Genomic DNA, 25,085 nt, shown 5'->3' with positions numbered 1-25,085 from the left:
CCGCCAGGAGAAAACCAATGGCTACAGTTTCCGTATCAGACGACCAATTTGACGCCGAAGTCAAAAACTCTGACATCCCCGTCGTTGTCGACTTCTGGGCAGAATGGTGCGGCCCGTGCAAATCTATTGGCCCAGCGCTTGAAGAGCTGTCCGACGAGATGGCCGGCAAAGTGAAGATCGTTAAAGTGAACGTGGATGAAAACCCAAATTCACCCGCCCAACTGGGTGTGCGCGGCATTCCTGCGTTGTTTGTCTTCAAAGACGGTCAGGTCGTGTCCAACATGGCAGGCGCAAAACCGAAAGCGTCCCTGCAAAAATGGATCGAAGATTCGATCTAAACCCGTTCACACCTGTGCAATGTATCAAAGCGTCCCAATTCGGGGCGCTTTTCTTTTGGCGCACGACGCTTGTCTGATCTGATCAGGGCCGCCATATAGGTTTCAATCAAGACGGAGACGGATATGGCAGACGATACATTCCCGGGCTGGCACGGCACGACCATCATCGGCGTCAAGAAAGATGGCAAAGTGGTCATCGCAGGCGACGGGCAAGTGTCCTTGGGGCAAACAGTTATCAAAGGCACGGCACGAAAGGTGCGCCGCCTGTCACCGGGTGGATTTGATGTCGTGGCAGGCTTTGCGGGTTCAACCGCCGACGCTTTTACGCTGTTGGAACGTCTGGAAACAAAGCTGGAAGCGACCCCTGGTCAGCTTGCCCGCGCATCGGTGGAACTGGCCAAGGACTGGCGCACCGACAAGTATTTGCAAAAGCTGGAAGCCATGTTGATCGTCACCGATGGCAAAGAACTGTTGGTCATCACCGGCGCTGGCGATGTTCTGGAACCCGAACACAACGTGGCCGCCATCGGATCGGGGGGCAACTTTGCCCTCGCGGCTGCCCGCGGCATGATGGACAGCGACAAATCTGCAGAACAAGTGGCCCGTGGCGCTATGGCCATCGCCGCAGATATCTGCGTTTACACAAACGGCAATCTGACGGTGGAAAGCATATGACCGACCTGACCCCCCGCGAAATCGTTTCCGAACTGGATCGTTTCATCATCGGTCAAAACGACGCGAAACGCGCTGTGGCTGTGGCCCTGCGCAACCGCTGGCGTCGCAAGCAATTGCCGGATGATCTGCGCGATGAAGTCTATCCAAAAAACATCCTTATGATCGGGCCAACGGGCGTCGGCAAAACCGAAATCAGCCGCCGCCTTGCCAAATTGGCCAAGGCACCGTTTCTGAAAGTCGAAGCCACAAAATTCACCGAAGTGGGTTATGTAGGCCGTGACGTGGAACAAATCGTTCGTGATCTGGTTGATGGCGCCATCGCAATGGTCCGCGACCAAATGCGCGAAGACGTGAAAGCCAACGCGCGCCATGCCGCCGAAGAACGGGTGATCGATGCCATCGCTGGATCAGAAGCCCGCGAGGGCACCCGTGATATGTTCCGTAAGAAACTGAAATCCGGCGAATTGGATGACACGATGATCGAACTGGATGTGGCAGACACATCCAGCCCGTTTCCAACTATGGAAATTCCAGGCCAACCCGGCGCCAACATGGGCATGATGAATCTGGGCGACATCTTTGGAAAAGCGATGGGCAACCGCACAACGCGCAAGAAGATGACCGTCGCCGAAAGCTATGAGGTGTTGATTGGTGAAGAAGCTGACAAGCTTCTGGATGAAGAAACGGTGAACCGTGCAGCACTTGAAGCAGTCGAGCAAAACGGCATCGTCTTTCTGGATGAAATCGACAAGGTCTGCGCCCGCTCTGATGCGCGCGGCGGTGATGTCAGCCGCGAAGGTGTCCAGCGCGACTTGCTGCCTTTGATCGAAGGCACAGTGGTCAGCACGAAACACGGGCCCGTCAAAACCGACCACATTTTGTTCATCGCCTCAGGTGCATTTCACATCGCCAAGCCCTCCGATTTACTTCCCGAACTGCAAGGCCGTCTGCCTATTCGCGTCGAATTGCGTGCACTCACCGAAGACGACTTTGTGCGCATCCTGACAGAAACTGACAACGCGCTGACCCTGCAATACACCGCGCTAATGGGCACCGAAGATGTCACCGTTACCTTTGAACAGGACGGGATCGCGGCATTGGCCAAGATCGCCGCAGAGGTGAACCAATCTGTTGAAAACATCGGTGCGCGTCGCCTGTACACCGTGATGGAACGGGTCTTTGAAGAGCTTTCCTTCGCAGCCCCAGATCGCAGTGGTGAAGGCGTGATCGTGAACGCGGAGTTCGTAGACAAGAACCTTGGCACGCTGGCGCAATCAACGGACCTAAGCCGCTACGTCCTTTAGGCACATATCAAGCACACGCACGAGGCACACGCACGGGGCAGTTTTGCGCCTAGCTAAAAAAGCAGTTGTCCGTTACCCATAGACGACAGGGTTTTGGATGACTGTGATGCGTTGGATCGTTTTATGCTTGGTTTTTGTTGTAGCTGGATGTTCGAACAGAACAGCCGCCCCAATTGTGCCATCCGCATTGTCGGTGGGCACAAACAAGACGGTATTTGTCGGAACAACACGTAAACAAGGGTCAGAAGGGCTGTTCGGGATCGAACGATCAAGCCTAAGTCTTTTGCAGCTGCAAGTTTCAATTCCCCCACAACGCACCCCCGGCACAATTTCAGACGGCTTGGACAAGCCGAACCCGATGCGAGATTTCACAATCGCCGACCAGAAATTGTTTGCCACGCCAACTGCGTTCAGAAGCACCCTTCGCAAAGACATTCAGGCTGATGGCCTGCCTCAGGACGAGGTGACAATCTATGTGCACGGGTTCAACAACAGCTTCGCAGATACGGCGTTTCGCATCGCCCAGTTGTCACATGACCTCGATTTGCCGGGACCTATGGCAACCTATGCATGGCCCAGTCGCGGCCATCCGCTGGGGTATGAATATGACGCCGACAGCACCTTATTTGCGCGGGACGGCTTGCTAGAGCTGATCGACAACATTCAGGCAAGCGGTGCGAAAAAGATCTTCCTTGTGGCTCATTCGATGGGTGGTCGTTTGGTGATGGAAGCCCTACGTCAGATCGAAATCAAAACTCCAGGCTGGAGCAAGCAACACGTGTCCGGGGTGATGTTGATTTCGCCAGATATCAACGCCGATGTGTTTTTGTCCCAGATCAGATCATTCAAATCCCTACCTGAACCATTTATCGTATTCACCTCAACACGGGACGTTTTGCTGAAGTTATCTGCCGGACTAAGATGGGAAGATCAACGGCTTGGCAACATTGAGGATATTGATGTTTTTGCGGATTACCCCATCAACTTCGTAGACGTCAGCGCCTTTGAAGATCGCAGTTCAGGCAATCATTTTGTTGCAGGCAATTCACCTGCTTTGATCGCGTTGCTGAAATCGCCACAACGGTTCGATCAAGAGTTTCTTCAGGGGCACGCGGGATCTGTGGGTGGCTTGCCGGGCTACAGACGCGTCTTGCGAAACGCCACGCAAGTCGTGATCATGCCCGCAGGCGAAAGATAAGTGACAACCACATCCGGGTTTCTAAAGCTTAATGCACCTTGGCTATCTGCCGGGGCATTGCTGACGTTGCTTTCGTCTTTCGGACAGACGTTTTTCATTTCACTGTTCGCCGCTGACATCCGCCTTTCGTTTGACCTAAGCCACGGCGAATGGGGCGGATTGTATTCTCTTGGCACAACCGCATCCGCCATCATCATGATTTGGGCTGGCGGTTTGGTGGACCATTTTCGCGTCCGAAGTTTGGGCGCCTTCGTGTTGGCGGCATTATCATTGGCCTGTGTGATGATGGCACTGAACCCTTACGTTTGGGCATTGCCGATTGTGATATTCGCGTTGCGGTTTACGGGGCAAGGCATGCTAAGTCACATCGCCGTCGTCGCCATGGCGCGCTGGTTTGTGGCGACACGGGGGCGCGCGCTGTCCATCGCGGGGCTTGGGTTCAAATTTGGCGAAGCCGTTCTGCCCATCGCCTTTGTTGCCCTTTTGGCCATTGTGGATTGGCGTGTGCTTTGGGGTGTCGCCGCGGCCATCAGCCTTGCAGGTATTCCTGTTCTTTTGATGCTGCTTACAAAGGAACGAACCCCGCAATCCATGGCACATGAAAGTCCGAAACTTGGGATGGGGGGCCTGAACTGGACGCGGAAAGATACTTTGGTTCACCCGTTGTTTTGGCTGATGATCCCTGCGCTTTTGGGGCCCTCTGCATTCAACACCGCGTTCTTTTTCTTGCAGGTTCATTTTGCAGAGATCAAAGGCCTCAGCCACCTGTCTCTGGTCAAGTTATTCCCGATCTACACAATCGTATCCATCATCGCGATGGGGGCGTCAGGTTGGGGCTTGGACAAATGGGGCACCGCGCGCTTGATGCCATTTTTTCAAATTCCGATGGTCGCGGCTTTTTTGTGCTTTGCCTTTAGTCAAAGCTTGATGCTGTTGATGTTGGGGTTCGTCTTTTTGGCCCTGACTGCGGGGGCAGGGGCCACGTTGCCTGCGGCGTTCTGGGCAGAATTCTACGGCACCAAATACATCGGCAGCATCAAGGCTTTGGCCGCCGCTGTTATGGTTTTGGGGTCTGCCATCGGGCCGGGGATCACGGGAATTCTGATCGACCTTGGCATTGGCTTGGAAACACAATTTATCGCAATCGCAGTATATTTTGTGGCGGCGTCCATCCTGATCTGGATCGGGATCAAGCGCTATAGCCCAGCCCTGACTTAACGCGGCTTTCGAAGATAAACGTAATATGCACCGCCACCGCCATGTCTATCGTGGGCTTGGGTGATTTGCATCACCGCAGAAGACAGCGGCTGCATGCCCAGCCATTGCGGAACCTGATGTCGCAACACGCCAAAACGGACAGGAATAGGCCCACCGTCATCGCGCGATTTCCCTTTGCCAGTGATCACCAAGACCAAGCGCTTGCCAGATGAGTGGGCAGAAAGAATGAACCGCGTCAACGCAGGGTGCGCACGGTCCAGCGTCATTCCATGCAAATCAATGCGACCCTCTGGGCGAATTTTGCCGCGTTTCATCTGGTCGAACGCTTTGCGGTCCATCTGCAATGGGGCACTGCGCAAATCGTCAGACACCGATGGCTGCCGGATCACGCGTGTTGAAGGTTGTGATTTGGAGCGATCCCGCTGCACCAGCGTTTCAATCAACTTTTTACGCTTGGGGGCCGTGATCACTTGTGGCTCTAATCCGACGGATTCGGGTCTAAACCCCAGATCAAGCCGTTCAGTGCGTTCCGCCACTTTGCGCCACAGATCAAGCTCATCGGGACGTAGCTTGCGGCTCATGATGCGTCCTCGGGCAGCAACGCATAGGCCCGTTGAATAGGCATCAACACAATCAAACGACCCGGATCACGCAATCGTCCCGCCGCGCGACCCGCTTTGTCGCCCGTTCCAAAGAACACATCGGCGCGCTGCGCACCTTTGATGGCCGATCCGGTGTCTTGTGCGATCATCAAACGGCGCAACGGCTGTTTCCCGTCTTTTTCGATCCACACAGGAGACCCCAAAGACACAAAAGCAGGATCAACCGCAACAGACCGCATCGTTGTGATGGACCGGTTCATCGCCCCCAACGGCCCTTTGTGCGCGGGCACTTCACTGACCTCGCGGAAGAACACGTAAGAGGGGTTGTGATACAACAATTCACGCCCGTCTACCGGATTGCGACGCACCCAGTTTTTGATGACTTGCGCACTGACCTGATGTGCGGCGTAGACTTTGCGGCGCACAAGTTCCTGCCCGATGGACCGGTACAAGTGGCCGTTTGCGCCGGAATACCCAACGCGAATGAATTCCCCACTGGGCAACCGGATACGACCGGACCCCTGGATTTGCAGAAAGAACAGCTCAACAGGGTCATCAACCCATGCAATTTCCAACCCACGGCCCCGCATAACGTCGGTGCCCAGAATATCGCGGCGCGTCAGCCAAGGGCGAATGCGACGGGCTTCAGGCGGCATGGCATAGACGGGATACCGGTATCTGCTGGTGCGGGTACGATTGCCGTCAAGTTCAGGTTCAAAATAACCGGTAAACAGCGCGTCCTGACCGTCATCAATTTGAACGGGGCGAAAGAACAGTTCAAAGAACGCCTTGGCATCAGGTTGTTGCGTGGCATAGGCGCAAAGGGCGGTCCAGTCCGGATCGTCCATGTCCATACACGTGTTTTGGAAAACGGTCAGGGCGGCGGCGTGGTCGTCGACCTCCCAACCGTCCAGATCATCATAAGATAAAACAGAATATGTGACCTCGGCGGATGCGGGTTGGGTCATCGCGACCACCGCAACGCAGACCGAGGCCAGCACATAGTTTAAGCGTCTGTAGAAACGAGCAACCAATTTGGATCATCCGCACCCATGATCCGCGCAAAGGACCAAGTGTCTTTTTGTTTTTTGACGTCCGTCAGGCTGCCTTCCACGATATCGCCACCACGGTCACGCACGGCAGACGTCATTTCGGACACAAACCGGATCGTGATTTCGCCTTCGTTGGTATCTTTGTCCAACGTGGCGTTCACCAGCTTCATTTCGCGCACGCCGATAAAGTTGGCCTCGATTGTCAAACCTTGGTCTTCACGCGCGGCGACGCCTTCCACAAAGCTTTCGTAGATTTCTTCGGACAGGAATGGCTGAATTTCGGCAAGATCGCCGTTTTCATACCCCATAACGATCATCTCGTATGCGCCGCGGGCACCTCCGATGAAATCACCTACGAAGAAAGACTGCTCAAGACGCTTCATTTCAGAAAGGGCTTTGGCCGCATCGCTGTCTTCTTCGACATGGTCGGTGATGTCCAAGTCCGGACCGCCTTCGATCACCTCGAATTCAGGGCGCGACGTCCGTTCGGACGCGGGGGCGGCGGCGGGGGGATGTTCATGTCCTTCGCGTGTGCCAAGCACATTGCGCAGGCGCAGGATAAGGAACACGGCAATGCCGGCCAAAACCAAAAGTTGGATCAGGGGCTGATTCATAAAAACCTCTTGTCAGTGAACAGCATGGAAACACGCGTTGATCGGTCTTATGTAGGGGCTGACCCCGTGCAAGTCCACTGTGCGGGCAAAGAAGGAGTGTCGCAGATGTGGCTGTTAATCGCTTTTATTGCCGTTCCGGTGATCGAGATCTTTCTGTTTATCCAAGTTGGCGGGGCCATTGGCACGCTTTGGACGCTGTTGATCGTGATTGTGACGGCCATTTTAGGCACATATTTTGTGCGGTCCCAAGGCTTGGCCACATTGGCGCGGCTTCAGGGATCTTTTCACGAAATGCGCGACCCGACAGAACCTTTGGTACATGGCGCCATGATCCTGTTTGCGGGCGCCTTGCTTTTGACCCCGGGGTTTTTCACAGATGCAGTCGGGTTTTCGCTGATGGTGCCGCAATTTCGCACCTTTATGTTCGAGGCTTTGCGCAAGCGCGTTAAAGTCAGCAGTTTTTCCACCTTTCAAACCACCAATCCCGGATCACACTACAATCGTGGTGATGTCGTTGACGGCGACGTCATAGATGGCGATTTCGAAGAGGTGAAAAACACAAGCGACGCGCCCAAAGGGCCGTCAGGGTGGACCAAGCATTGAGGCTGCTTTCCCAAGCTGCTACAGACATCGCAAATTAAACTTGGCACAACCAGATATCCTTCAGGAGCAAAACTTTATGGCCGAAAACGAAGCACAACCGCAGCAGCCGAACATGCGCGTGTTAGGACAATTTGTCCGCGACATGTCATTCGAAAACATCATGGCCCAAAAAGGCGCGTCACCAGAAGCACAGCCAGATGTGCAGGTTCAGGTGAACTTGGATGCGAAGAAACGCGGCGGTGACAACCAGTTTGAATCTTCCATCAAGCTGAACATCACATCCAAGGAAAAAGGCACAGACACCACGTTGTTTGTGTGCGAAATCGACTATGTGGGCATTTTCCACATCGAAAACGTGCCAGAAGACCAGCTGCACCCGTTTCTGTTGATCGAATGCCCGCGCATGATTTTCCCGTTCCTGCGCCGCATCGTCAGCGACGTGACACGTGACGGTGGTTTCCCGCCGCTGAACCTGGAAAACATCGACTTTATCGCGCTGTACCGTGCCGAAATCGAACGCCGTCAGGCCGCCGAAGGCACCGCGTCGCCAGCAGACGCCTAAAACTTACGCCAAAGAGCTTCTTCACCAAGCTCTTTGGCGACAAACGCCGCATGCGCTTCGGCTTCGGCCTCGGAAATACGCGGCGGTAGGGCAGTCGGGCGCGGTTTGGGTGTCCAAGCGGCTTCGTTCTGATTTGTTTGCGACCCACCAGCGGTGGCCAATCCAAAATCTGGTTGCCGCCCGCCAATAAGCTCAAGATACACTTCTGCCAGAATTTCACTGTCCAACAGGGCGCCGTGCAGGTCCCGTTCTGTGGTGATCCCGAACCTGCGACACAGCGCATCAAGCGACGCGGGCGATCCGGGGAACTTTTTGCGGGCAATCATCAGAGTATCGACAGCCTGTTCCCACGGAATTTGCGGCAGGTTCATCCATTTCAGTTCTGCATTCAGAAACTTCATGTCGAAGGCTGCGTTGTGGATCACCAGCTTTGCATCACCGATGAAATCCAGAAACTTCTGTCCAACTTCTGCAAACTTCGGCTTTCCACGCAAGAAGTCATCGCCAAGGCCGTGCACCTCGAAGGCCTCTTGCGGCATGGACCGTTCTGGGTCGATGTATTCGTGAAAGGTTTTGCCTGTGGCCACGTGCCCCATAAGTTCCACCGCGCCAATTTCGACGATACGGTCGCCGCTTTGGGGGTCAAATCCAGTGGTTTCTGTGTCGAGTACGATCTCACGCATGGGTCAGTTGCTTTCTGATGGTATCCACCACCTTTTTAACGTCTGTCTTTGCGCCTTCAAGCGTGTCGGTGTGAATAACGTAATCCGCACGCGACACTTTTTCAGCGGCAGGCATCTGTTTGGCTTTTATCGTCAGAAATTGTTCGCGGGACATGATCCCACGCGCTAGAACGCGGCGTTCCTGTTCTGCGTCATCGACAAAAACACAGGCTACGGCGTCCATGTTCTTATCTCCGTTTGTTTCATACAAAAGCGGTATGTCAAAAACCACAATATCAGCTGTTGTTTTTGCCAAAAATCCGGACCTGTCCTGTCCAAGCAAAGGATGCACGATCTGTTCGATATCTTTCAGAACACTTGGGTTTTGACCGACAAGCTGGCGCAATTTGTCTCTGGAAACCGCATCATTTTCCACAACTTCTGGAAACTTCAACGCCATCGGTGCCACTGCGGCACCCCCTGTCTGGTACAATCGATGCACAGCCGCGTCAGCATCCCAAACGGCGCACCCTTCGTCTTGAAACATCTGGGCTGTCGTTGACTTGCCCATGCCGATGGATCCAGTCAAACCCAGCTTGAACATCACCGCAAAGCCGCAGCGCGGGTGGCACTGTCTACGACCGGGCGCTTTCCAAACCAGCGTTCAAAAGCGGGGACTGCTTGATGCAAAAGCATTCCCAACCCGTCAACGGTTGTGCATCCCGTTTCTTGGGCGGTGGACAAAAGTTTGGTTTGCAGTGGTGCGTAGACAAGATCAGTCACGATTGATCCCTTGCGCAAACCATCCAAAGGCACGCGCAATTCCTGTTTTCCAATCATGCCAAGCAAAGTGGTGTTCACCGTTAACGTGGCATCTTCAAGGATGTTGCCGGCCTGAACCCAATCGACAACCCGGATGCGTTTTCCAAAATCATTCGCCAGTTTTTCTGCACGGACCCGCGTACGATTTGTAAGCAAAATCTCTGGCACACCAGCATCCAACAACGACGCCAACACAGCACGCGACGCACCACCTGCCCCAAATACAGCCGCGGGGCCTGATTTCGGATCCCAATGCGGTGCCCCCGATTTCAGGTTCTCGATAAATCCGTAACCATCTGTGTTATCGGCGTGAATTTTCCCGTCTTTGCGGAAGATCAACGTGTTTGCGGCACCAATAAGCGTCGCCCGATCAGTGATAAGGTCAGCGATATCCATCACAGCTTCTTTGTGTGGAACAGTGATGTTCACGCCCACAAATCCCATCTTTGGAAGCATCAACAGCGCATCACGAAGGTTTTCGGGGGCGACGTCCATCGGGATATAGAAGCCGGCTAGCCCAAGCGTCTTTAACCAATGCTGATGAATTTGCGGGGATTTTGAATGTCCGATGGGCGATCCAATGACGCCTGCCAAAGGAATTTTGTTGGCGCTCATGTTTCGATTACTCCCTTAAGTCCCAAATATGCCAGCAGTTCCAAAAGCGGCAAACCCAGCACGTTGAAGTAATCACCATCAATGCTGTGAAACAAGCGCACACCTTCTTCTTCCAATTTATATGCACCGACTGCGTGGCGGATGCTGTCCCAGTTCCGGTTCACATAGCCTTGCAAATAAGTGTCTGACGCCTGCCGCATCCGCAATCGAACCTGGCCAACGTGCCGCCAGATCGGTTTGCCGTTTTCGTAAATCACGCAGGCTGACAGCAACATATGCCGTTCACCACGCATTGATTTAAGCTGAACCAACGCTTCTTCTGCGCTTTTGGGTTTGGACAGCATCTGACCGTTCAGGTCCAACACCTGATCACATCCAAGGACCAGCGCATCGGGAAGTTTTTGGCTGACTTTACGCGCTTTTGCTTCGGCAAGGGCATCTGCAATATCGCGGGGCGGCGCGTCTTCTGCCTGGAGTGCTTGCTTGATTAACTCTTCATCAACTAATGCTGGCTTAACATCGAATCGCAGGCCTGCTTGACGCAGCATTTGTGCACGAATGTCAGAACCTGACGCGAGAATGATCTGTTGGGTCATGTGGATAAACCTGTGTCAAAGTCTTGTATCTCATATCGTGTGATCTGTGAAAATCACAGACCGATCCTGCCGTGTTGGGATAAATCAGGATTCCAATCCCTTTTGTCCCAAAGCATGCACCGGTGATAAGGATAAACTCCATCCAGTAGATAACTTAGTTATGCAGGATTTATCCCCAGATATACTACCAACTTTCAAGCAATGTGTATCATTTAACATTATGTAATATCTTAATAAATTCCGTAATAGGCAATCCAACGTGAGATAGTGAACAAAACAGCCCACATCTGGATAACCTGTCCATAAATCACTAATCCACAGATATTCAGCGTCCTACTTAATCATCATCCTTTCTTCTCTCTTATATTTATTTAAATAGAGCAGACCTAAGCGTTTAAATCGAACTGATTGACTTAAAGCCCTCAAACCCATATTTGACCTGCAACGCCCCGTCCGGGGAACGTTTGATACTCACATGAAAATTTAGATTGGCGCAGTCATCTTCTGTGCTGACGTGGTGATATACTATGACGAACGACGCTATCGACATCTCTGAACGCTTGAACTTGGCGGACTTGAAGGCAAAAAGTCCAAAAGACCTTCTGTCTATGGCGGAAGAGCTTGAGATCGAAAACGCATCCACAATGCGTAAAGGCGAGATGATGTTCCAAATTCTGCGCGAACGCGCAGATGAAGGTTGGGAAATCTCCGGCGATGGTGTCTTGGAAGTGTTGCAGGACGGGTTCGGGTTTCTACGCTCTCCGGAAGCAAACTATTTGTCTGGTCCTGACGATATCTATGTTTCCCCTGAAATGATCCGCAAACATTCGTTGCGTACAGGGGACACAATTGAGGGCGTGATCAAAGCTCCTGATGAAAATGAACGTTATTTTGCGTTGATTGAAACGGTGAAGATTAACTTTGAAGAGCCTGAGAAAGCCAAACATAAAATCGCCTTCGACAACCTGACGCCGCTGTATCCGGACGAGCGTTTGAATATGGAAGTCGAAGATCCGACTGTCAAAGACCGTTCCGCACGCATCATTGATTTGGTGTCGCCGATCGGCAAGGGCCAACGTTCTTTGATCGTGGCGCCGCCGCGTACCGGTAAAACTGTGCTACTTCAGAACATTGCCAACAGTATCGAAAAGAACCACCCAGAGTGCTACTTGATCGTTCTTTTGATTGATGAACGTCCTGAAGAAGTCACGGACATGCAACGCTCTGTGAAGGGGGAAGTGGTTTCATCCACTTTCGATGAACCTGCAACGCGTCACGTCGCCGTGTCTGAAATGGTTATCGAAAAAGCGAAACGTCTGGTCGAGCATAAGCGCGATGTCGTTATTTTGCTGGATTCGATCACGCGCTTGGGTCGTGCATTCAACACCGTCGTGCCGTCGTCTGGTAAGGTTTTGACCGGTGGTGTAGATGCGAATGCCTTGCAGCGTCCAAAACGCTTCTTTGGTGCAGCGCGGAACATCGAAGAAGGTGGATCGCTGACAATTATCGCGACGGCTTTGATCGACACAGGTAGCCGCATGGACGAGGTTATCTTCGAGGAATTCAAAGGTACGGGTAACTCTGAGATTGTTCTGGATCGTAAGATTGCAGACAAACGTGTCTTCCCGGCGATTGATATTCTTAAGTCGGGTACCCGTAAGGAAGACCTTCTGGTCGATAAAATCGATTTGCAAAAAACATTCGTATTGCGCCGGATTTTGAATCCAATGGGCACCACAGATGCGATCGAGTTCTTGATTTCGAAGTTGAAGCAAACAAAGACGAATTCCGACTTTTTCGATTCAATGAACACATAACTTATTGTTTAATAACAATGGGTTGAATGAATGGAAACGATTTTTGCCTTAGCAAGCGCACAGGGCCGGGCAGGGGTTGCGGTGATCCGTATTTCTGGTCCCAATGCCTTGTCCGCTGCCAAAACTCTGACGCACAGTTTACCAAAAGACAGGGTCGCTGGGCTGCGGTCTCTGTTCGATGGGTCTGGCGCGCTTTTAGACAAAGCATTGGTTCTTTGTTTTGCAGGCCCAAACAGTTTTACGGGCGAAGACGTCGTAGAATTTCATTTGCATGGCAGCATTGCGGTCGTGCAGGCGGTTATGAAAGACCTTTCAAACCGACCTTCGGTTCGCTTGGCGGAACCGGGTGAATTTACGCGTCGTGCTTTGGAAAACGGTCGAATGGATTTGGCACAAGTCGAAGGCCTTGCCGATCTGATTGAAAGCGAGACAGAAGCGCAGCGTGTTCAAGCGTTAAAAACAGTTTCAGGACATCTGGGTGATTTGGTAGAAGGCTGGCGGTCTTCGTTAATCAGGTCTGCGTCATTGATCGAAGCTACAATAGATTTTGCAGATGAAGACGTTCCGGTAGATGTTTCACCCGAGGTACGTGGTATTCTCCAAAGCGTTCGGGATGAACTTGTCCGTGAAATTGACGGAAGTCATGTTGCGGAACGTATTCGTCTGGGTTTTGAGGTTGCAATCATAGGTCCTCCAAACGCGGGTAAGTCCACGTTGCTGAACGCATTGGCCGGCCGCGATGTTGCTATTACGTCAGATATAGCGGGAACGACGCGGGATGTGATCGAAGTTCGAATGGATTTGAATGGACTACCTGTGACTTTCCTTGACACAGCGGGTCTTCGTGAAGGCCAAGATACTGTCGAACAAATCGGAATTGATCGTGCTTTGGATCGTGCCAAGCAAGCAGATTTACGCGTCGTTCTGGCGAAAGATGGTCAAGATTTTGGTCTAGAGTTGACAGATGATGATATTGTCGTTGCGCCTAAGGCCGATTTAACGGGTCAAGGTATCTCTGGCTTGACTGGCCATGGTGTTGAAGGGCTGTTGAAGTGTGTTCAGACAACATTGTCCAAGCGCTCGTCCACTGCTGGTTTAGCGACACATGAACGTCATAGAGTTGCGATGACTGAAACCCATTCTGTGTTGCTTACAGTGTTGCCTCTTATTGATCGTGGACCTGAACACTACGATATTGCTGCGGAAGAATTGCGAACTGCGGTTAGATCGCTGGAAGCATTGATTGGTCGCATAGACGTTGAAAACCTGCTAGATGAGATATTCGCAAGTTTTTGTCTTGGAAAATGATGGAGTGTTTCACGTGAAACATTTTGATGTTGCAGTTATTGGTGGTGGACATGCTGGTGCAGAAGCCGCCCATGCATCCGCCCGCATCGGAGCTAAAACTGTTTTGGTAACGATGTCACTGGCTGGAATTGGCGTGATGTCGTGTAATCCCGCGATCGGTGGCTTAGGCAAAGGCCATCTCGTTCGGGAAATTGATGCGATGGATGGTGTGATGGGGCGTGTTGCCGACGCATCTGGTATCCAGTTTCGTCTACTGAACCGGCGCAAGGGCCCTGCGGTTCAGGGACCGCGGACTCAAGCCGATCGAAAACTCTATCGTAAAGCGATGCTTAACGAAACGCTTAACCGACCAAATCTTGATGTCCTGGAGGGCGAAGTTGTAGACTTCCTCATGGAGTCTGGTGCAGTTGTTGGTCTTATCTTGGCCGATGGTTCTGAAGTTCGCGCCGCAAAAACAATTCTTACTACTGGCACCTTTCTAAGGGGGGTGATCCACATAGGAGATGTGTCCAGATCGGGCGGCCGGATGGGTGATAAAGCATCGGAACGGCTTGCAACGCGGATCGACAGCTTTGATCTGCCTTTGGGTCGGTTAAAGACGGGAACACCGCCGCGATTGGACAGTCGTTCAATAAATTGGGACGGACTGGAGATGCAGGAAGGCGATTCCGACCCTTCGATGTTCTCTTTCATGTCGAATGGTACAGATATCCCTCAGATTTCATGTGGGATTACGCACACTAATGAACGAACACACGAAATTATTGCTAAGAATCTCGAAAAGTCTGCGATGTATGGCGGACATATAGACGGAATTGGGCCCAGGTACTGTCCTTCGATCGAAGACAAGGTCGTTCGCTTTGCCGATAAAACCTCTCATCAAGTTTTTTTGGAACCTGAAGGACTGGATGATCATACAATCTACCCAAATGGCATTTCAACATCGCTGCCAGAAAGCACTCAGGAAGAATATGTTTCCTCAATTGCAGGCTTGGAAAACGCAAAGATTCTGCAACCTGGGTACGCAATCGAATACGATTACATCGACCCCAGAGCTTTAGACGGTAATTTGGCGCTTCAAGATGTTCCAAACCTGTACTTGGCCGGTCAGATAAATGGTACCACGGGCTATGAAGAAGCGGCTGCGCAGGGTTTGGTTGCAGGCCTTAACGCTGGACTTACCGCCAAAGGTCTAGACCCCGTTCACTTTGGACGCGGGACAAGTTACATCGGGGTCATGATCGACGATTTGACCACCCGCGGCGTAAGTGAACCGTATCGGATGTTCACATCAAGGGCAGAGTTCAGATTGTCCTTAAGAGCGGATAATGCAGATCAACGACTTACTCCCGTGGCAATAGGGTTGGGCGGCGTTTCCCAGAAAAGGGTACGTGTATTTGAAGACAAGATGGAACGCTTGGAACAAGGAAGATCTGTCGTTTCCGATCAATTCTTTACGCCTAAGCAAATTGCAGAAGCTGGAATTCGGATAAATCAAGATGGGACAAAGCGAAACGCTTTTCAGCTATTGGCATTTCCAGATGTAGTGTTCGATGATCTTGAAGCACTAGATAGTGGTATCGGTACCTTGGATGATGAGACTAAAAAGCAGCTGTCCAGGGAAGCCTTGTATGCAAATTATATTGTTAGGCAAGAAAAAGACATAGCTCGGTTGGCCAAAGATGAGGCTCATAAGATACCCGTTTCGTTCGTATACTCGACGATTGAAGGTCTCTCGAACGAGTTGAAGACAAAGCTTGAGAAAACACGGCCATCCACATTGGCGCAGGCTGCACGGATTGATGGGATGACGCCTGCGGCGCTCGCTTTGATCCTTGCAATCCTGAAGCAACGTTCGCGGAAATCGGCATGAGTGTACCCCCGGCGTGGCTTAACCTGGATGTTTCACGTGAAACAATGAACGATTTGACCTCGTTCGTTTCGTTGGTAGAAAAATGGAATCCAAGAATAAACTTGGTTTCCAAAATGAGTGTTGCTGATATATGGGATCGTCATATATGGGATGCGGTGCAGATTGCTGACATCGTAAAGTTTGAAGAAAAATGGTTAGACATTGGAAGCGGTGGGGGCTTTCCTGGCATTGTCTTGTCTATCCTCGCAAAACAGCTGTCGCCAAAGACAATTTTCACGTTGATTGAAAGCGATCAGAGAAAATGTGCATTCCTACGCACCGCTGTAAGAGAATTGGGTCTAAACGTTAACGTCATCTCCGAGCGGATTGAGGCTGCAACGCCCCAGAAATCGGATGTTATGTCCGCCAGAGCGCTGGCAGATCTAAGTGCTTTGCTGCAATTTGCCCAGTATCATCTATTGCCCACAGGATTATGTGTTTTCCCAAAGGGGCAGACTTGGGTAAAAGAGATTACATCAGCGCAAGAAAACTGGTCTTTCACATACGAAGCGCATAAAAGCGAAACCAATCCAGATGCTGCAATCTTGACGATTAAGGACATACGACGTGCCTGATTACATCACGCAAACGCTTCCAAAAATTGTTTCTGTGGTTAATCAGAAAGGTGGCGTCGGTAAAACCACGACATCTATTAATTTGGCCGCGGCTTTGGCTGAGGCTGGTCAGAAGGTCCTGGTTGTTGACCTTGATCCACAGGGAAATGCATCCACAGGACTGGGTGTTGCGGCGCAAGATCGTGAATACACCACATATGAACTTTTGCTTGAAGATATCGATCTGACCGAAGTCGTACAATCCACGGATGTTGAAAACCTGTCCATCGTTCCTGCAACTGTTGACCTTAGTTCTGCTGACATTGAGCTAATTTCCAATGAAAAACGCAGTTTTCTTCTTCGCGATGCTTTGCGACAGGTTCAAATGGAAGGCTTTGGTTTTGACTATGTGTTGATTGATTGTCCGCCGTCACTGAACCTGTTGACTGTAAACGCTTTGATTGCGTCGGACTCTGTACTGGTGCCCCTGCAAAGCGAGTTCTTTGCGTTGGAAGGCTTGTCTCAGCTGATGTTGACGATACGCGAAGTGCGCGAAACAGGTAACAAATCGCTTCGAATTGAGGGGATTGTGTTAACCATGTATGATGCACGGAACAATTTATCTTTGCAGGTTGAGCAAGATGCACGAGACAATCTGGGTGATCTGGTTTTCAGAACCGTTATCCCCCGAAATGTTCGTGTAAGCGAAGCACCATCTTTTGCGATGCCGGTGCTAAGCTACGATACAGCATCAAAAGGGGCTGTTGCGTACCGCGCCCTGGCCGCTGAGATGATGCAAAACAACAAACAACTCTGAGAGGGCAATGAACATGGCAAATGGAAAAGACCGCAAACGCGGATTGGGTCGTGGATTGTCAGCGTTGATGGCAGATGTCTCAGAGCCTGACGCAACAGTTTCTTCGCCGCAGGCAGAACGGTTTTTGCCAATCGAACAGATTGCTCCTAATCCTGATCAGCCGCGGAAGCGTTTTAACCAAAGCGATCTGGATGACTTGGCTGCGTCAATCAAGGAAAAAGGCGTCATCCAACCTTTGATCGTCCGGGACATGGGCGCCAATAGCTTTGAGATCGTTGCCGGGGAACGGCGCTGGCGTGCCGCCCAAATGGCGCAACTGCATCAATTACCGGTTATCGTTCGTACATTTTCAGACACTGAAGTGCTTGAAATCGCTATCATTGAAAACATCCAAAGGGCGGACCTCAACCCAATCGAAGAGGCCGCAGGCTACCGACAGTTGATGGATCGCTTTGGGCACACTCAGGAAAAGATGGCAGAAGCTTTGGGCAAAAGCCGCAGCCATATTGCAAACCTACTTCGCCTGCTGCAGCTGCCCGACGATGTGGTGGAACTTGTTCAGCAGGGTGAATTAACAGCTGGACACGCACGTGCGTTGATCACGGCGCAAGACCCGTCGGGTTTGGCCAAAGCTGTGGTAAAAGGGGGCCTAAGCGTCAGGGCAACTGAGGCATTGGTGAAGGCGGAAACCAATCAAGGCAGTAACATCTTCAAAGACAAGACTTCCAAAAAAGCAGGCACCGAAAAAGACGCTGATACGCGGGCTTTGGAAGCTGACCTGTCAGCTGCCTTAGGCATGAAGGTCCAGATCACACACAAGAATGGCGGCGAGGAAGGCCAAATGTCCATTCAATACGAATCATTGGAAGATTTGGATGAATTGTGCCGTAAGTTAAGCGGTTCTTAGTCTGAAAGTAGGGCTTCCAAGACACCGTTTAGGACAATAACTCCTTGATCAGAAACGATAATATCGGTTTCAGAGGGTGTTAATAATCCGTGTTCCAACAAAGTTTCTTCCGCTTTGGGATTCACGGGGTGCCCTGACAACGCCTCGTATCGTTTGCGGGACACACCGTCTTTCACCCGCAAACCCATCAACAGCAATTCGCTGGCTTGATCTGCGGTGCTAAGCGCTATGCGTGCTTTTTCTGCTGTGCCGGATGCGACGCTGTCGAGCCATCGTTTGGGATTGCTGTAAGCTTCGGTTGCAAAGCGTTGCCCGTTGATTGTGACGCGCCCATGCGCACCCGGCCCGATCCCGATGTAATCCCCGTAGCGCCAATAGATCATATTGTGCCGAGATTGCGCCCCGTCGCGGGCGTGATTGGAGACCTCATAGGCCGGCATGTTGTGCGCCGAACAAATGGCTTGCGTTCGCTCATACATGTCGGCGCCAAGGTCTTCGCTTGGGAGGCCCCGCAGTTTTCCGATGTTGTACCGATCCCCAAAGGCTGTGCCTTGTTCAATGGTGAGCTGATACAAAGATATATGGTCTATCGCCAGGTTTAGAGCCTGATTAAGCTCTGCTTCCCACTGGTCCAAGGTTTGATCTTGTCGGCCATAAATCAAGTCAAAGCTGACACGGTCAAAGACCGTTCGCGCAATTTCAAAGGCGTTCATCGCATCTTGCGCTGTGTGTATGCGCCCCAAACGCTTTAAATCTGCATCATTCAAAGCTTGGACGCCCATCGACACACGATTTATCCCCGCATCACGGAAAGCCTTGAACCTGCCAGCCTCGACCGAGCTTGGGTTGGCTTCAAGTGTAACTTCAAGATCATTGGCTGTGGGCCAAAGCCGTTTGATCGCTGCCATGATGTCGCCAACCACATCGGGTTCCATCAGGCTGGGCGTGCCACCGCCAAAGAAGACGCTGTGCAGAACGCGCCCTTTTGTTTCGGATGCGGTGCGTTCGAGTTCCGATAGGTAGGCAACCCGCCACGCATTATGATCGATGGACCGAACAACGTGACTGTTGAAGTCGCAGTAGGGGCATTTGGCCTCGCAATAGGGCCAATGGATGTAAAGGCCGAAGCCCCCGTTTTCCCAATCTTCAGCCAAAACAGCCTGCGATCAGTTTGCTGAACGCATCTGCGCGGTGGCTGATTTCGTTTTTTTCGTCGTGGGACATCTCGGCAAAGGTCCGAGAATGCCCGACAGGTTGAAACATGGGATCATATCCATGCCCCAAAGCGCCGCGCATGGGCCAAACGAGAGTACCTTCTGCAACGCCTTCAAAGATTTCTTCATGCCCATCAGGCCACGCCAAGACCATTGTAGCGCAAAACCGTGCCGTTCTGGGGTGGGGTGCGTCGCGTTCTTCCAAAAGATCGTTGGTTTTGTTCATCGCCATGGTGAAGTCACGACCGTTTGGCGTTTCCGCCCAATCCGCAGTGTAAACACCTGGGGCGCCGTCCAATCCATCCACGACAATACCTGAATCATCCGAGAGGGCCGGCAATCCCGTCGCTTTTACAGCTGCGACAGCCTTTATGCGGGCATTGCCGATGAAGGTATCTTCAGTTTCCTCCGGTTCAGCCAACTGCATTTCCGCAGCCCCCACGACCGTGACGCCGAAGGGGGCAAAAAGCTCCTGCATTTCTTCCAGCTTGCCCGCGTTATGCGTGGCAAACAGAAGCTTTTTGTCCGTGAACTTACGGCTCATTTTGTGGCGGCCAGTTGTTTGGCAGCCAGTTCGCCCACGCCTTTTTCCGCGAGGTCCATCAGTTGGTTCATCTGATCGCGGGAAAAGACAGATCCTTCGGCGCTCATTTGCACTTCGATCAAGGAACCAGAGCCTAACATAATGAAGTTACCATCAACGCCGGCCTCTGAATCCTCTGGATAGTCCAGATCAAGAACGGGTTGGCCTGCGTAGATCCCGCAAGAAATCGCCGCAACCGGATCAACCAAGGGATCGGACACGACGTCGCCTGCTTTCATCAGTTTGTTCACAGCCAAACGCAACGCAACCCAACCCCCCGTGATGGAAGCGCAACGCGTACCGCCATCAGCTTGCAGCACGTCACAATCGACGGTGATCTGACGTTCGCCCAATGCAGAACGGTCCACACCAGCGCGCAAAGCACGCCCGATCAGGCGCTGAATTTCAACAGTGCGCCCGCCTTGCTTGCCAGATGCCGCTTCACGCCGCATCCGGGTGTTGGTGGCGCGGGGCAACATGCCATATTCCGCAGTGACCCAGCCCAGGCCGGACCCTTTGATAAACGGCGGCACGCGGTCCTCGATGGTGGCGGTGCACAACACGTGCGTGTCGCCCATCTTGATCAATGCAGACCCTTCCGCATGTTTCGTGAAGCCGGTTTCGATCGAAACATCGCGCATTTGGTCTAGTTCACGTCCGGAAGGTCGCATGATATATCCTTTTTGCTATGTCCGCGGGGATACCGCCCGTGGCATAAGGGATGCAACCCCATTGGTAAGAGAACCATAATGTCTGACGCGCCAAAGATGATCGAAGAGATGAACGACCGCTCGCGCGAAGTGTTTCGGCGCGTGGTGGAAGGATACCTTGAAAATGGTGATCCTGTGGGGTCGCGCACTCTGACGCGGGATTTTAGCGAAAAGGTCAGCGCAGCCACGATCCGTAATGTGATGCAGGATCTTGAGTATATGGGGCTTTTGGACAGCCCCCATATCAGTGCGGGCCGCATCCCGACGCAGATGGGGTTGCGCATGTTTGTGGACGGTTTGATGGAAGTCAGCGTTCCTGACGACGGTGACCGCGAAAAAATCGATGCCACAATGGGACGCAATGAAAGTGATGTGGGCGGGCTGTTGGATCGTGTGGGGTCTGCATTATCTGGGGTGACACATGGTGCGTCCTTGGTTTTGACGCCAAAACACGAAGCGCCGATCAAACACATCGAATTTGTGTCGCTGGCCGCCGACCGCGCCTTGGTGGTTTTGGTGTTTGCGGATGGGCATGTGGAAAACCGACTGTTCACACCGCCCCCGGGGCAAACGCCAAGCTCAATGCGCGAGGCCGCCAATTTTCTGAACGCGCTGATCGAAGGCAAAACGCTGACAGATGTCCGTGGTGCAATCCAATCCGAAATTTCACTGCGCCGCCAAGAGATTGATGTTCTGGCACGCGATCTTGTCGATAGCGGCTTGGCCGTTTGGCAAGACGCAGGGGACCGGAATGAGCGATTGATTGTCCGCGGCCGGTCCAATTTGCTGGAAAGCGCCGGTCAACCAGATGATCTGGACCGTATTCGCACCCTGTTTGATGACCTAGAACGCAAGCGCGATATCTCGGAATTTCTGGAATTGACCGAAGGTGGCGACGGTGTGCGCATTTTTATTGGTTCTGAGAACAAACTTTTCTCACTTTCGGGTTCCTCTTTGGTCGTTTCCCCATATATGAACGCAGACCGTAAGATCATTGGCGCCGTCGGTGTCATTGGCCCTACGCGACTGAATTATGGACGGATCGTGCCGATTGTAGATTACACGGCACAACTGGTGGGCAAAATGTTGTCCGACCGGAGTTAGAGGTAGAAAAATGGCTGACCCAGAGAACAACGACTTTTTGGATGACCTCGCAAATGCAGAGGCTGAAGAATTTGCGGATGAAATGGAAGAGATCGATGACGAGGCGCTTGACCTGGAAACGGTCACCGCGGAACGCGATGAATTTCGCGATCGGTTCATGCGGGCTTTGGCCGATGCGGAAAATGCCCGCAAACGGTCCGACAAGGATCGCCGCGAAGCTGAAAACTATGGCGGATCGAAACTGGCCCGCGATATGCTGCCCGTTTACGACAACATGAAGCGTGCGCTTGAAACAACGTCTGACGAACAGCGCGCTGTTGCAGGCCCGCTTTTGGAAGGCGTTGAGCTGACAATGCGAGAGCTTTTGAATGTGTTCAAAAAGCATGGCATCGAAGTGATAGCACCGGAAGTCGGAGACGCGTTTGATCCCCAGCATCACCAAGCGATGTTTGAGGCGCCTGTGCCCGGCACCAAAGCAGGCGACATCATCCAAGTTGCTGCGGAAGGCTTTATGTTACACGATCGATTGCTGCGCCCTGCCCAAGTTGGCGTGTCTTCCATGCCTGCAAGCTAAGAAGCCTCTGACGGGTATTTTTGGGAAAAAAACACTGCATAGCGCAGGACGGAGGCGGTCAGTTTTTGGCCGCCTCTTTTAGTTTGTAAATAAGGTTCAGGGCCTCGCGTGGGCTAAGTTCGTCGGGGTGAATGGTGTCCAAAAGATCCACGGCGGGCGATGTTTTGGTTTGAACCGGGGCGGGGGGCGGCGTTGCCGAGAAAAGCGGCAGATCATCGATCAGGGTTTTTTGCGCAGCACCTCCTTCGCGTTCGCCCTGTTCGAGCGCCTCTAGCACAACGCGCGCCCTTGCGATTACGGTTTCGGGCAATCCCGCAAGCTGGGCCACTTGAACGCCATAAGACCGATCCGCAGCGCCCTTGTGCACTTCATGCAAAAAGACAACTTCACCTTCCCATTCCTTCACAGCGACCGTTGCATTGTCCACGCCGTCCAATTTCCCTGAAAGGGATGTCATTTCATGGTAGTGCGTCGCAAAAAGGGCGCGTGATTTATTGACGTCGTGTAGATGTTCCAGCGTCGCCCAAGCGATGGACAAGCCATCATAAGTTGCGGTGCCTCGACCGATTTCATCAAGAATGACCAACGCATGATCATCAGCTTGGTTCAGGATCGCTGCCGTTTCCACCATTTCAACCATGAAGGTCGAACGCCCGCGTGCAAGATCGTCTGATGCGCCAACGCGACTGAACAGTTGGCTGACAATACCAATGTGGGCAGACGTCGCTGGCACAAAACTGCCCATCTGCGCCAACAAGGCGATCAAGGCATTTTGCCGTAAAAAGGTCGATTTACCAGCCATGTTCGGGCCGGTCAGCAACCAGATATTGGCGGTGTCTTCTGCGCTAAGATCACAGTCGTTGGCGATGAAGGTTTGCCCTTTATCTCGCAGGGATTTTTCCACCACGGGATGCCTGCCGCCTTCGATCGCAAATGCACGACTGTCGTCTACAATCGGTTTACACCAGTTTTCCACTCGCGCCAGATGTGCCATGGCGATTGCCAGATCTAGTTCTGCCAAGGCGCGGGCGGTTTGGTTGATCAGGGGGGCTTGGGTTAGGATCGCTTGCCTAAGGGTTTCGTAAATCCGTTTTTCGATTTCCAGCGCACGGTTGCCGGCATTGAGGATTTTGGTTTCCATTTCGGACAATTCGACCGTGGTGAACCGCACCTGATTTGCGGTGGTCTGACGGTGAATGAATGTTTCGTTCAGCGGTGCGGACAACATTTTATCCGCATGGGTTGATGTGGTTTCGATGAAATACCCAAGGACATTGTTGTGTTTGATTTTGAGAGTCGAAATGCCTGTTTTAGAAACGAATTCTTGTTGCATCGTGGCTATGACACTGCGCCCCTCATCACGCAGCTTTCTTGCTTCGTCCAACTCTGCATCATAGCCGTTTGCTATGAAACCTCCGTCGCGTGTCAACAATGGTGGTTCGGCGATCAGGGCCTCGTCCAGCAAATCCATCAATGCGGTGTGACCTTGAAGGTCTTTTAGTGCGGCAATCAACAGTTCTGGCGCGTCATTCAAACCGGCAGCGCCAATGTGTTCTGCTTCTGTCAGCCCGTTGCGAATTGCGGCCAGATCACGTGGACCGCCGCGATCCAGAGACAATCGTGACAAAGCGCGATCAAGATCAGGCACTTTACGCAATTGGTCCCGAATTGTGTCTGCGATCTGCTTGGCATCGAACGCGTAGGATACAGCGTCCAATCGGTTCTGAATCGTCTCTAACTGGCGGGATGGACCCGAGAGACGACGCTCAAGAAGGCGTCCACCGCCTGCGGTCACAGTATGATCGATCACCGAAATTAACGATCCGCTGCGACCGCCAGACAAAGCTTGGGTAAGTTCAAGATTACGGCGTGTTGCAGCATCGATTTGTACGCTTCCGCGATGGGTTTCTTGCCGTGGAGTTTGCAGCAGCGGCAATTTTCCCTTTTGCGTGATATTTAAGTATTCGATGACGGCACCCATGGCCGCAATTTCTGCGCGGTCAAAGTTACCGTAGGCATCCAATGCGCTTACGGAAAACAAGTCACAAATCCGCTTTTCACCTGATGTGCTGTCAAAGCTGGCGCGGGATAAGTCTGTCATCGGGATGCTAAAATCAGAGACTAAATCGCGCAAATCATCAATTTGTCCCTCGGACACGATCAGCTCGGACGGGGACAAACGGGCAAGCTCCGGACCCAAGCGCGTTTGCGTTGTCTGCATGACGTGGAAAGCGCCTGTTGAAATATCAACCCAGGCCAAAGCAGCTTGATCGCGGACCTCTACGAAAGCCGCGAGGAAATTGTGCCGACGTGCTTCCAGAAGGCTGTCTTCCGTCAACGTACCCGGTGTGACCAGCCGGACAACATCACGCTTTACGACCGATTTAGAGCCTCTTTTCTTGGCTTCTGCCGGACTTTCAAGTTGTTCACAAACACCAACACGAAAGCCTTTGCGGATCAGTGTCAGCAAGTACCCTTCGGCGGCGTGGACGGGCACACCGCACATCGGAATATCTGCACCGTCGTGCTTGCCGCGCTTGGTCAAGGCGATATCCAGCGCTTCGGCGGCGTTTACGGCGTCTTCAAAGAACATTTCGTAAAAGTCGCCCATCCTGTAGAACAGCAACGCATCGGGATGTGCTGCTTTGATCTCAAGATATTGCGCCATCATAGGCGTGACGGTCATGGATTGCCCCCCAGCAAATGTTGCCAGACCTTACAAAG

Annotated in this window: 26 protein-coding genes; 15 read left to right on the top strand and 11 right to left on the bottom strand. The window is 52.3% G+C overall.

Annotation, left to right across the window (positions count from 1 at the left end; all coding sequences use genetic code 11):
- The first annotated feature begins 17 nt into the window (after window positions 1-17).
- From trxA to ABJL60_RS01185, 5 genes are all read left to right on the top strand, one after another.
- Entirely contained in the window at window positions 18-338 is a 321-nt protein-coding gene (gene trxA / locus ABJL60_RS01205) for a thioredoxin (RefSeq protein WP_108826738.1), read from the top strand.
- Between the two features lie 123 nt (window positions 339-461).
- Window positions 462-1,013, top strand: coding sequence for an ATP-dependent protease subunit HslV (hslV, locus tag ABJL60_RS01200; RefSeq protein ID WP_108826739.1), 552 nt, complete (start codon window positions 462-464; stop codon window positions 1,011-1,013).
- Window positions 1,010-2,317: an ATP-dependent protease ATPase subunit HslU gene (gene hslU / locus ABJL60_RS01195; protein WP_348373442.1), complete on the top strand. Its 1,308-nt coding sequence runs from the start codon at window positions 1,010-1,012 to the stop codon at window positions 2,315-2,317. The genes hslV and hslU overlap by 4 nt, the downstream gene beginning before the upstream one ends.
- Window positions 2,318-2,414: 97 nt before the next feature.
- Window positions 2,415-3,515, top strand: a complete 1,101-nt coding sequence (locus ABJL60_RS01190; protein WP_348373441.1) for an alpha/beta fold hydrolase — start codon at window positions 2,415-2,417, stop codon at window positions 3,513-3,515.
- Window positions 3,516-4,733 (top strand): MFS transporter, encoded by a 1,218-nt coding sequence (locus ABJL60_RS01185; RefSeq protein ID WP_348373440.1) that lies wholly within the window; start codon window positions 3,516-3,518, stop codon window positions 4,731-4,733.
- On the opposite strand, the gene ABJL60_RS01180 is transcribed toward ABJL60_RS01185, so the two are convergent.
- The 3 genes from ABJL60_RS01180 to ABJL60_RS01170 are packed head-to-tail and all read right to left on the bottom strand — an operon-like array spanning window position 4,730 to window position 7,001.
- On the bottom strand, window positions 4,730-5,317 hold the full coding sequence (locus ABJL60_RS01180; protein ID WP_348373529.1) for a Smr/MutS family protein: 588 nt from the start codon (window positions 5,315-5,317) through the stop codon (window positions 4,730-4,732). The two genes, ABJL60_RS01185 and ABJL60_RS01180, sit on opposite strands and share 4 nt — an antisense overlap.
- Window positions 5,311-6,303, bottom strand: coding sequence for an MltA domain-containing protein (locus ABJL60_RS01175; RefSeq protein ID WP_348373439.1), 993 nt, complete (start codon window positions 6,301-6,303; stop codon window positions 5,311-5,313). Before ABJL60_RS01175 ends, ABJL60_RS01180 begins: the two co-directional genes overlap by 7 nt.
- 38 nt (window positions 6,304-6,341) lie before the next feature.
- Window positions 6,342-7,001 carry a Tim44/TimA family putative adaptor protein gene (locus ABJL60_RS01170; RefSeq protein ID WP_348373438.1) on the bottom strand — a complete coding sequence of 220 codons (660 nt, stop codon included), beginning with the start codon at window positions 6,999-7,001 and terminating at the stop codon, window positions 6,342-6,344.
- Window positions 7,002-7,106: 105 nt separating this feature from the next.
- On the opposite strand from ABJL60_RS01170, the gene ABJL60_RS01165 reads away from it, so the two are divergent.
- Both ABJL60_RS01165 and secB read left to right on the top strand, forming a co-directional pair.
- Window positions 7,107-7,604 carry an FxsA family protein gene (locus tag ABJL60_RS01165; RefSeq protein ID WP_348373437.1) on the top strand — a complete coding sequence of 166 codons (498 nt, stop codon included), beginning with the start codon at window positions 7,107-7,109 and terminating at the stop codon, window positions 7,602-7,604.
- A gap of 76 nt (window positions 7,605-7,680) precedes the next feature.
- The gene (secB, locus tag ABJL60_RS01160) at window positions 7,681-8,166 is read left to right on the top strand and encodes a protein-export chaperone SecB (RefSeq protein ID WP_108826746.1); all 486 of its coding nucleotides are present in this window, start codon (window positions 7,681-7,683) and stop codon (window positions 8,164-8,166) included.
- Here secB and dnaQ read toward each other — a convergent pair.
- From dnaQ to ABJL60_RS01140, 4 genes are read right to left on the bottom strand one after another with little or no spacing between them, the layout of a single operon-like run.
- A complete protein-coding gene (gene dnaQ / locus ABJL60_RS01155; RefSeq protein ID WP_348373436.1) occupies window positions 8,163-8,849 on the bottom strand; it encodes a DNA polymerase III subunit epsilon in 687 nt (228 codons plus the stop codon). The two genes, secB and dnaQ, sit on opposite strands and share 4 nt — an antisense overlap.
- Window positions 8,842-9,432 carry a dephospho-CoA kinase gene (coaE, locus tag ABJL60_RS01150; protein ID WP_348373435.1) on the bottom strand — a complete coding sequence of 197 codons (591 nt, stop codon included), beginning with the start codon at window positions 9,430-9,432 and terminating at the stop codon, window positions 8,842-8,844. Before coaE ends, dnaQ begins: the two co-directional genes overlap by 8 nt.
- Complete coding sequence (locus ABJL60_RS01145) at window positions 9,432-10,265, bottom strand: shikimate dehydrogenase (protein WP_348373434.1); 834 nt, start codon at window positions 10,263-10,265, stop codon at window positions 9,432-9,434. Before ABJL60_RS01145 ends, coaE begins: the two co-directional genes overlap by 1 nt.
- Entirely contained in the window at window positions 10,262-10,861 is a 600-nt protein-coding gene (locus tag ABJL60_RS01140; protein WP_348373433.1) for a nucleoside triphosphate pyrophosphatase, read from the bottom strand. The genes ABJL60_RS01145 and ABJL60_RS01140 overlap by 4 nt, the downstream gene beginning before the upstream one ends.
- Window positions 10,862-11,388: 527 nt before the next feature.
- Here ABJL60_RS01140 and rho point away from each other — a divergent pair.
- Genes rho through ABJL60_RS01110 form a run of 6 tightly spaced genes read left to right on the top strand, consistent with a single transcriptional unit; the run spans window position 11,389 to window position 18,176 of the window.
- Window positions 11,389-12,678 (top strand): transcription termination factor Rho, encoded by a 1,290-nt coding sequence (gene rho / locus ABJL60_RS01135; protein ID WP_108826751.1) that lies wholly within the window; start codon window positions 11,389-11,391, stop codon window positions 12,676-12,678.
- A 30-nt stretch (window positions 12,679-12,708) separates the two neighbouring features.
- Complete coding sequence (gene mnmE / locus ABJL60_RS01130; protein ID WP_348373432.1) at window positions 12,709-13,986, top strand: tRNA uridine-5-carboxymethylaminomethyl(34) synthesis GTPase MnmE; 1,278 nt, start codon at window positions 12,709-12,711, stop codon at window positions 13,984-13,986.
- A 4-nt stretch (window positions 13,987-13,990) separates the two neighbouring features.
- A complete protein-coding gene (gene mnmG / locus ABJL60_RS01125) occupies window positions 13,991-15,859 on the top strand; it encodes a tRNA uridine-5-carboxymethylaminomethyl(34) synthesis enzyme MnmG (RefSeq protein ID WP_348373528.1) in 1,869 nt (622 codons plus the stop codon).
- Window positions 15,856-16,473 (top strand): 16S rRNA (guanine(527)-N(7))-methyltransferase RsmG, encoded by a 618-nt coding sequence (gene rsmG / locus ABJL60_RS01120; protein ID WP_348373431.1) that lies wholly within the window; start codon window positions 15,856-15,858, stop codon window positions 16,471-16,473. The genes mnmG and rsmG overlap by 4 nt, the downstream gene beginning before the upstream one ends.
- On the top strand, window positions 16,466-17,269 hold the full coding sequence (locus ABJL60_RS01115; protein WP_348373430.1) for an AAA family ATPase: 804 nt from the start codon (window positions 16,466-16,468) through the stop codon (window positions 17,267-17,269). Before rsmG ends, ABJL60_RS01115 begins: the two co-directional genes overlap by 8 nt.
- 13 nt (window positions 17,270-17,282) lie before the next feature.
- On the top strand, window positions 17,283-18,176 hold the full coding sequence (locus tag ABJL60_RS01110; protein WP_348373429.1) for a ParB/RepB/Spo0J family partition protein: 894 nt from the start codon (window positions 17,283-17,285) through the stop codon (window positions 18,174-18,176).
- Here the strand turns inward: ABJL60_RS01110 and hemW are convergent.
- From hemW to rph, 3 genes are read right to left on the bottom strand one after another with little or no spacing between them, the layout of a single operon-like run.
- Window positions 18,173-19,330: a radical SAM family heme chaperone HemW gene (gene hemW / locus ABJL60_RS01105; RefSeq protein WP_348373428.1), complete on the bottom strand. Its 1,158-nt coding sequence runs from the start codon at window positions 19,328-19,330 to the stop codon at window positions 18,173-18,175. The genes ABJL60_RS01110 and hemW overlap by 4 nt on opposite strands.
- Entirely contained in the window at window positions 19,323-19,934 is a 612-nt protein-coding gene (gene rdgB / locus ABJL60_RS01100; RefSeq protein WP_348285244.1) for an RdgB/HAM1 family non-canonical purine NTP pyrophosphatase, read from the bottom strand. Before rdgB ends, hemW begins: the two co-directional genes overlap by 8 nt.
- Window positions 19,931-20,644: a ribonuclease PH gene (gene rph, locus ABJL60_RS01095; protein ID WP_108826758.1), complete on the bottom strand. Its 714-nt coding sequence runs from the start codon at window positions 20,642-20,644 to the stop codon at window positions 19,931-19,933. The genes rdgB and rph overlap by 4 nt, the downstream gene beginning before the upstream one ends.
- 78 nt (window positions 20,645-20,722) lie before the next feature.
- On the opposite strand from rph, the gene hrcA reads away from it, so the two are divergent.
- Both hrcA and ABJL60_RS01085 read left to right on the top strand, forming a co-directional pair.
- The gene (hrcA, locus tag ABJL60_RS01090) at window positions 20,723-21,787 is read left to right on the top strand and encodes a heat-inducible transcriptional repressor HrcA (protein ID WP_108826759.1); all 1,065 of its coding nucleotides are present in this window, start codon (window positions 20,723-20,725) and stop codon (window positions 21,785-21,787) included.
- 10 nt (window positions 21,788-21,797) lie between these two features.
- Window positions 21,798-22,361, top strand: a complete 564-nt coding sequence (locus ABJL60_RS01085; protein WP_108826760.1) for a nucleotide exchange factor GrpE — start codon at window positions 21,798-21,800, stop codon at window positions 22,359-22,361.
- Window positions 22,362-22,419: 58 nt separating this feature from the next.
- Here the strand turns inward: ABJL60_RS01085 and mutS are convergent, their stop codons facing one another.
- Window positions 22,420-25,047, bottom strand: coding sequence for a DNA mismatch repair protein MutS (gene mutS / locus ABJL60_RS01080; protein ID WP_348373427.1), 2,628 nt, complete (start codon window positions 25,045-25,047; stop codon window positions 22,420-22,422).
- Window positions 25,048-25,085: the final 38 nt, after the last annotated feature.

It is taken from the genome of Ascidiaceihabitans sp. (assembly GCF_039986515.1).
Classification (GTDB): domain Bacteria; phylum Pseudomonadota; class Alphaproteobacteria; order Rhodobacterales; family Rhodobacteraceae; genus Ascidiaceihabitans.
Note: the sequence above shows the minus strand (reverse complement) of the source record. Positions and strands in the feature narration are given on the sequence as shown.

Bases quoted from the DNA above. Each gene is read 5' to 3' on its own strand.
- trxA (WP_108826738.1), top strand. From the start codon at position 18: ATGGCTACAGTTTCCGTATCAGACGACCAATTTGACGCCGAAGTCAAA.
- hslV (WP_108826739.1), top strand. From the start codon at position 462: ATGGCAGACGATACATTCCCGGGCTGGCACGGCACGACCATCATCGGC.
- hslU (WP_348373442.1), top strand. From the start codon at position 1,010: ATGACCGACCTGACCCCCCGCGAAATCGTTTCCGAACTGGATCGTTTC.
- ABJL60_RS01190 (WP_348373441.1), top strand. From the start codon at position 2,415: ATGACTGTGATGCGTTGGATCGTTTTATGCTTGGTTTTTGTTGTAGCT.
- ABJL60_RS01175 (WP_348373439.1), bottom strand. From the start codon at position 6,303: ATGACCCAACCCGCATCCGCCGAGGTCACATATTCTGTTTTATCTTAT.
- ABJL60_RS01170 (WP_348373438.1), bottom strand. From the start codon at position 7,001: ATGAATCAGCCCCTGATCCAACTTTTGGTTTTGGCCGGCATTGCCGTG.
- ABJL60_RS01165 (WP_348373437.1), top strand. From the start codon at position 7,107: ATGTGGCTGTTAATCGCTTTTATTGCCGTTCCGGTGATCGAGATCTTT.
- secB (WP_108826746.1), top strand. From the start codon at position 7,681: ATGGCCGAAAACGAAGCACAACCGCAGCAGCCGAACATGCGCGTGTTA.
- dnaQ (WP_348373436.1), bottom strand. From the start codon at position 8,849: ATGCGTGAGATCGTACTCGACACAGAAACCACTGGATTTGACCCCCAA.
- coaE (WP_348373435.1), bottom strand. From the start codon at position 9,432: ATGTTCAAGCTGGGTTTGACTGGATCCATCGGCATGGGCAAGTCAACG.
- ABJL60_RS01145 (WP_348373434.1), bottom strand. From the start codon at position 10,265: ATGAGCGCCAACAAAATTCCTTTGGCAGGCGTCATTGGATCGCCCATC.
- ABJL60_RS01140 (WP_348373433.1), bottom strand. From the start codon at position 10,861: ATGACCCAACAGATCATTCTCGCGTCAGGTTCTGACATTCGTGCACAA.
- rho (WP_108826751.1), top strand. From the start codon at position 11,389: ATGACGAACGACGCTATCGACATCTCTGAACGCTTGAACTTGGCGGAC.
- mnmE (WP_348373432.1), top strand. From the start codon at position 12,709: ATGGAAACGATTTTTGCCTTAGCAAGCGCACAGGGCCGGGCAGGGGTT.
- rsmG (WP_348373431.1), top strand. From the start codon at position 15,856: ATGAGTGTACCCCCGGCGTGGCTTAACCTGGATGTTTCACGTGAAACA.
- ABJL60_RS01110 (WP_348373429.1), top strand. From the start codon at position 17,283: ATGGCAAATGGAAAAGACCGCAAACGCGGATTGGGTCGTGGATTGTCA.
- rdgB (WP_348285244.1), bottom strand. From the start codon at position 19,934: ATGAGCCGTAAGTTCACGGACAAAAAGCTTCTGTTTGCCACGCATAAC.
- rph (WP_108826758.1), bottom strand. From the start codon at position 20,644: ATGCGACCTTCCGGACGTGAACTAGACCAAATGCGCGATGTTTCGATC.
- hrcA (WP_108826759.1), top strand. From the start codon at position 20,723: ATGTCTGACGCGCCAAAGATGATCGAAGAGATGAACGACCGCTCGCGC.
- ABJL60_RS01085 (WP_108826760.1), top strand. From the start codon at position 21,798: ATGGCTGACCCAGAGAACAACGACTTTTTGGATGACCTCGCAAATGCA.
- mutS (WP_348373427.1), bottom strand. From the start codon at position 25,047: ATGACCGTCACGCCTATGATGGCGCAATATCTTGAGATCAAAGCAGCA.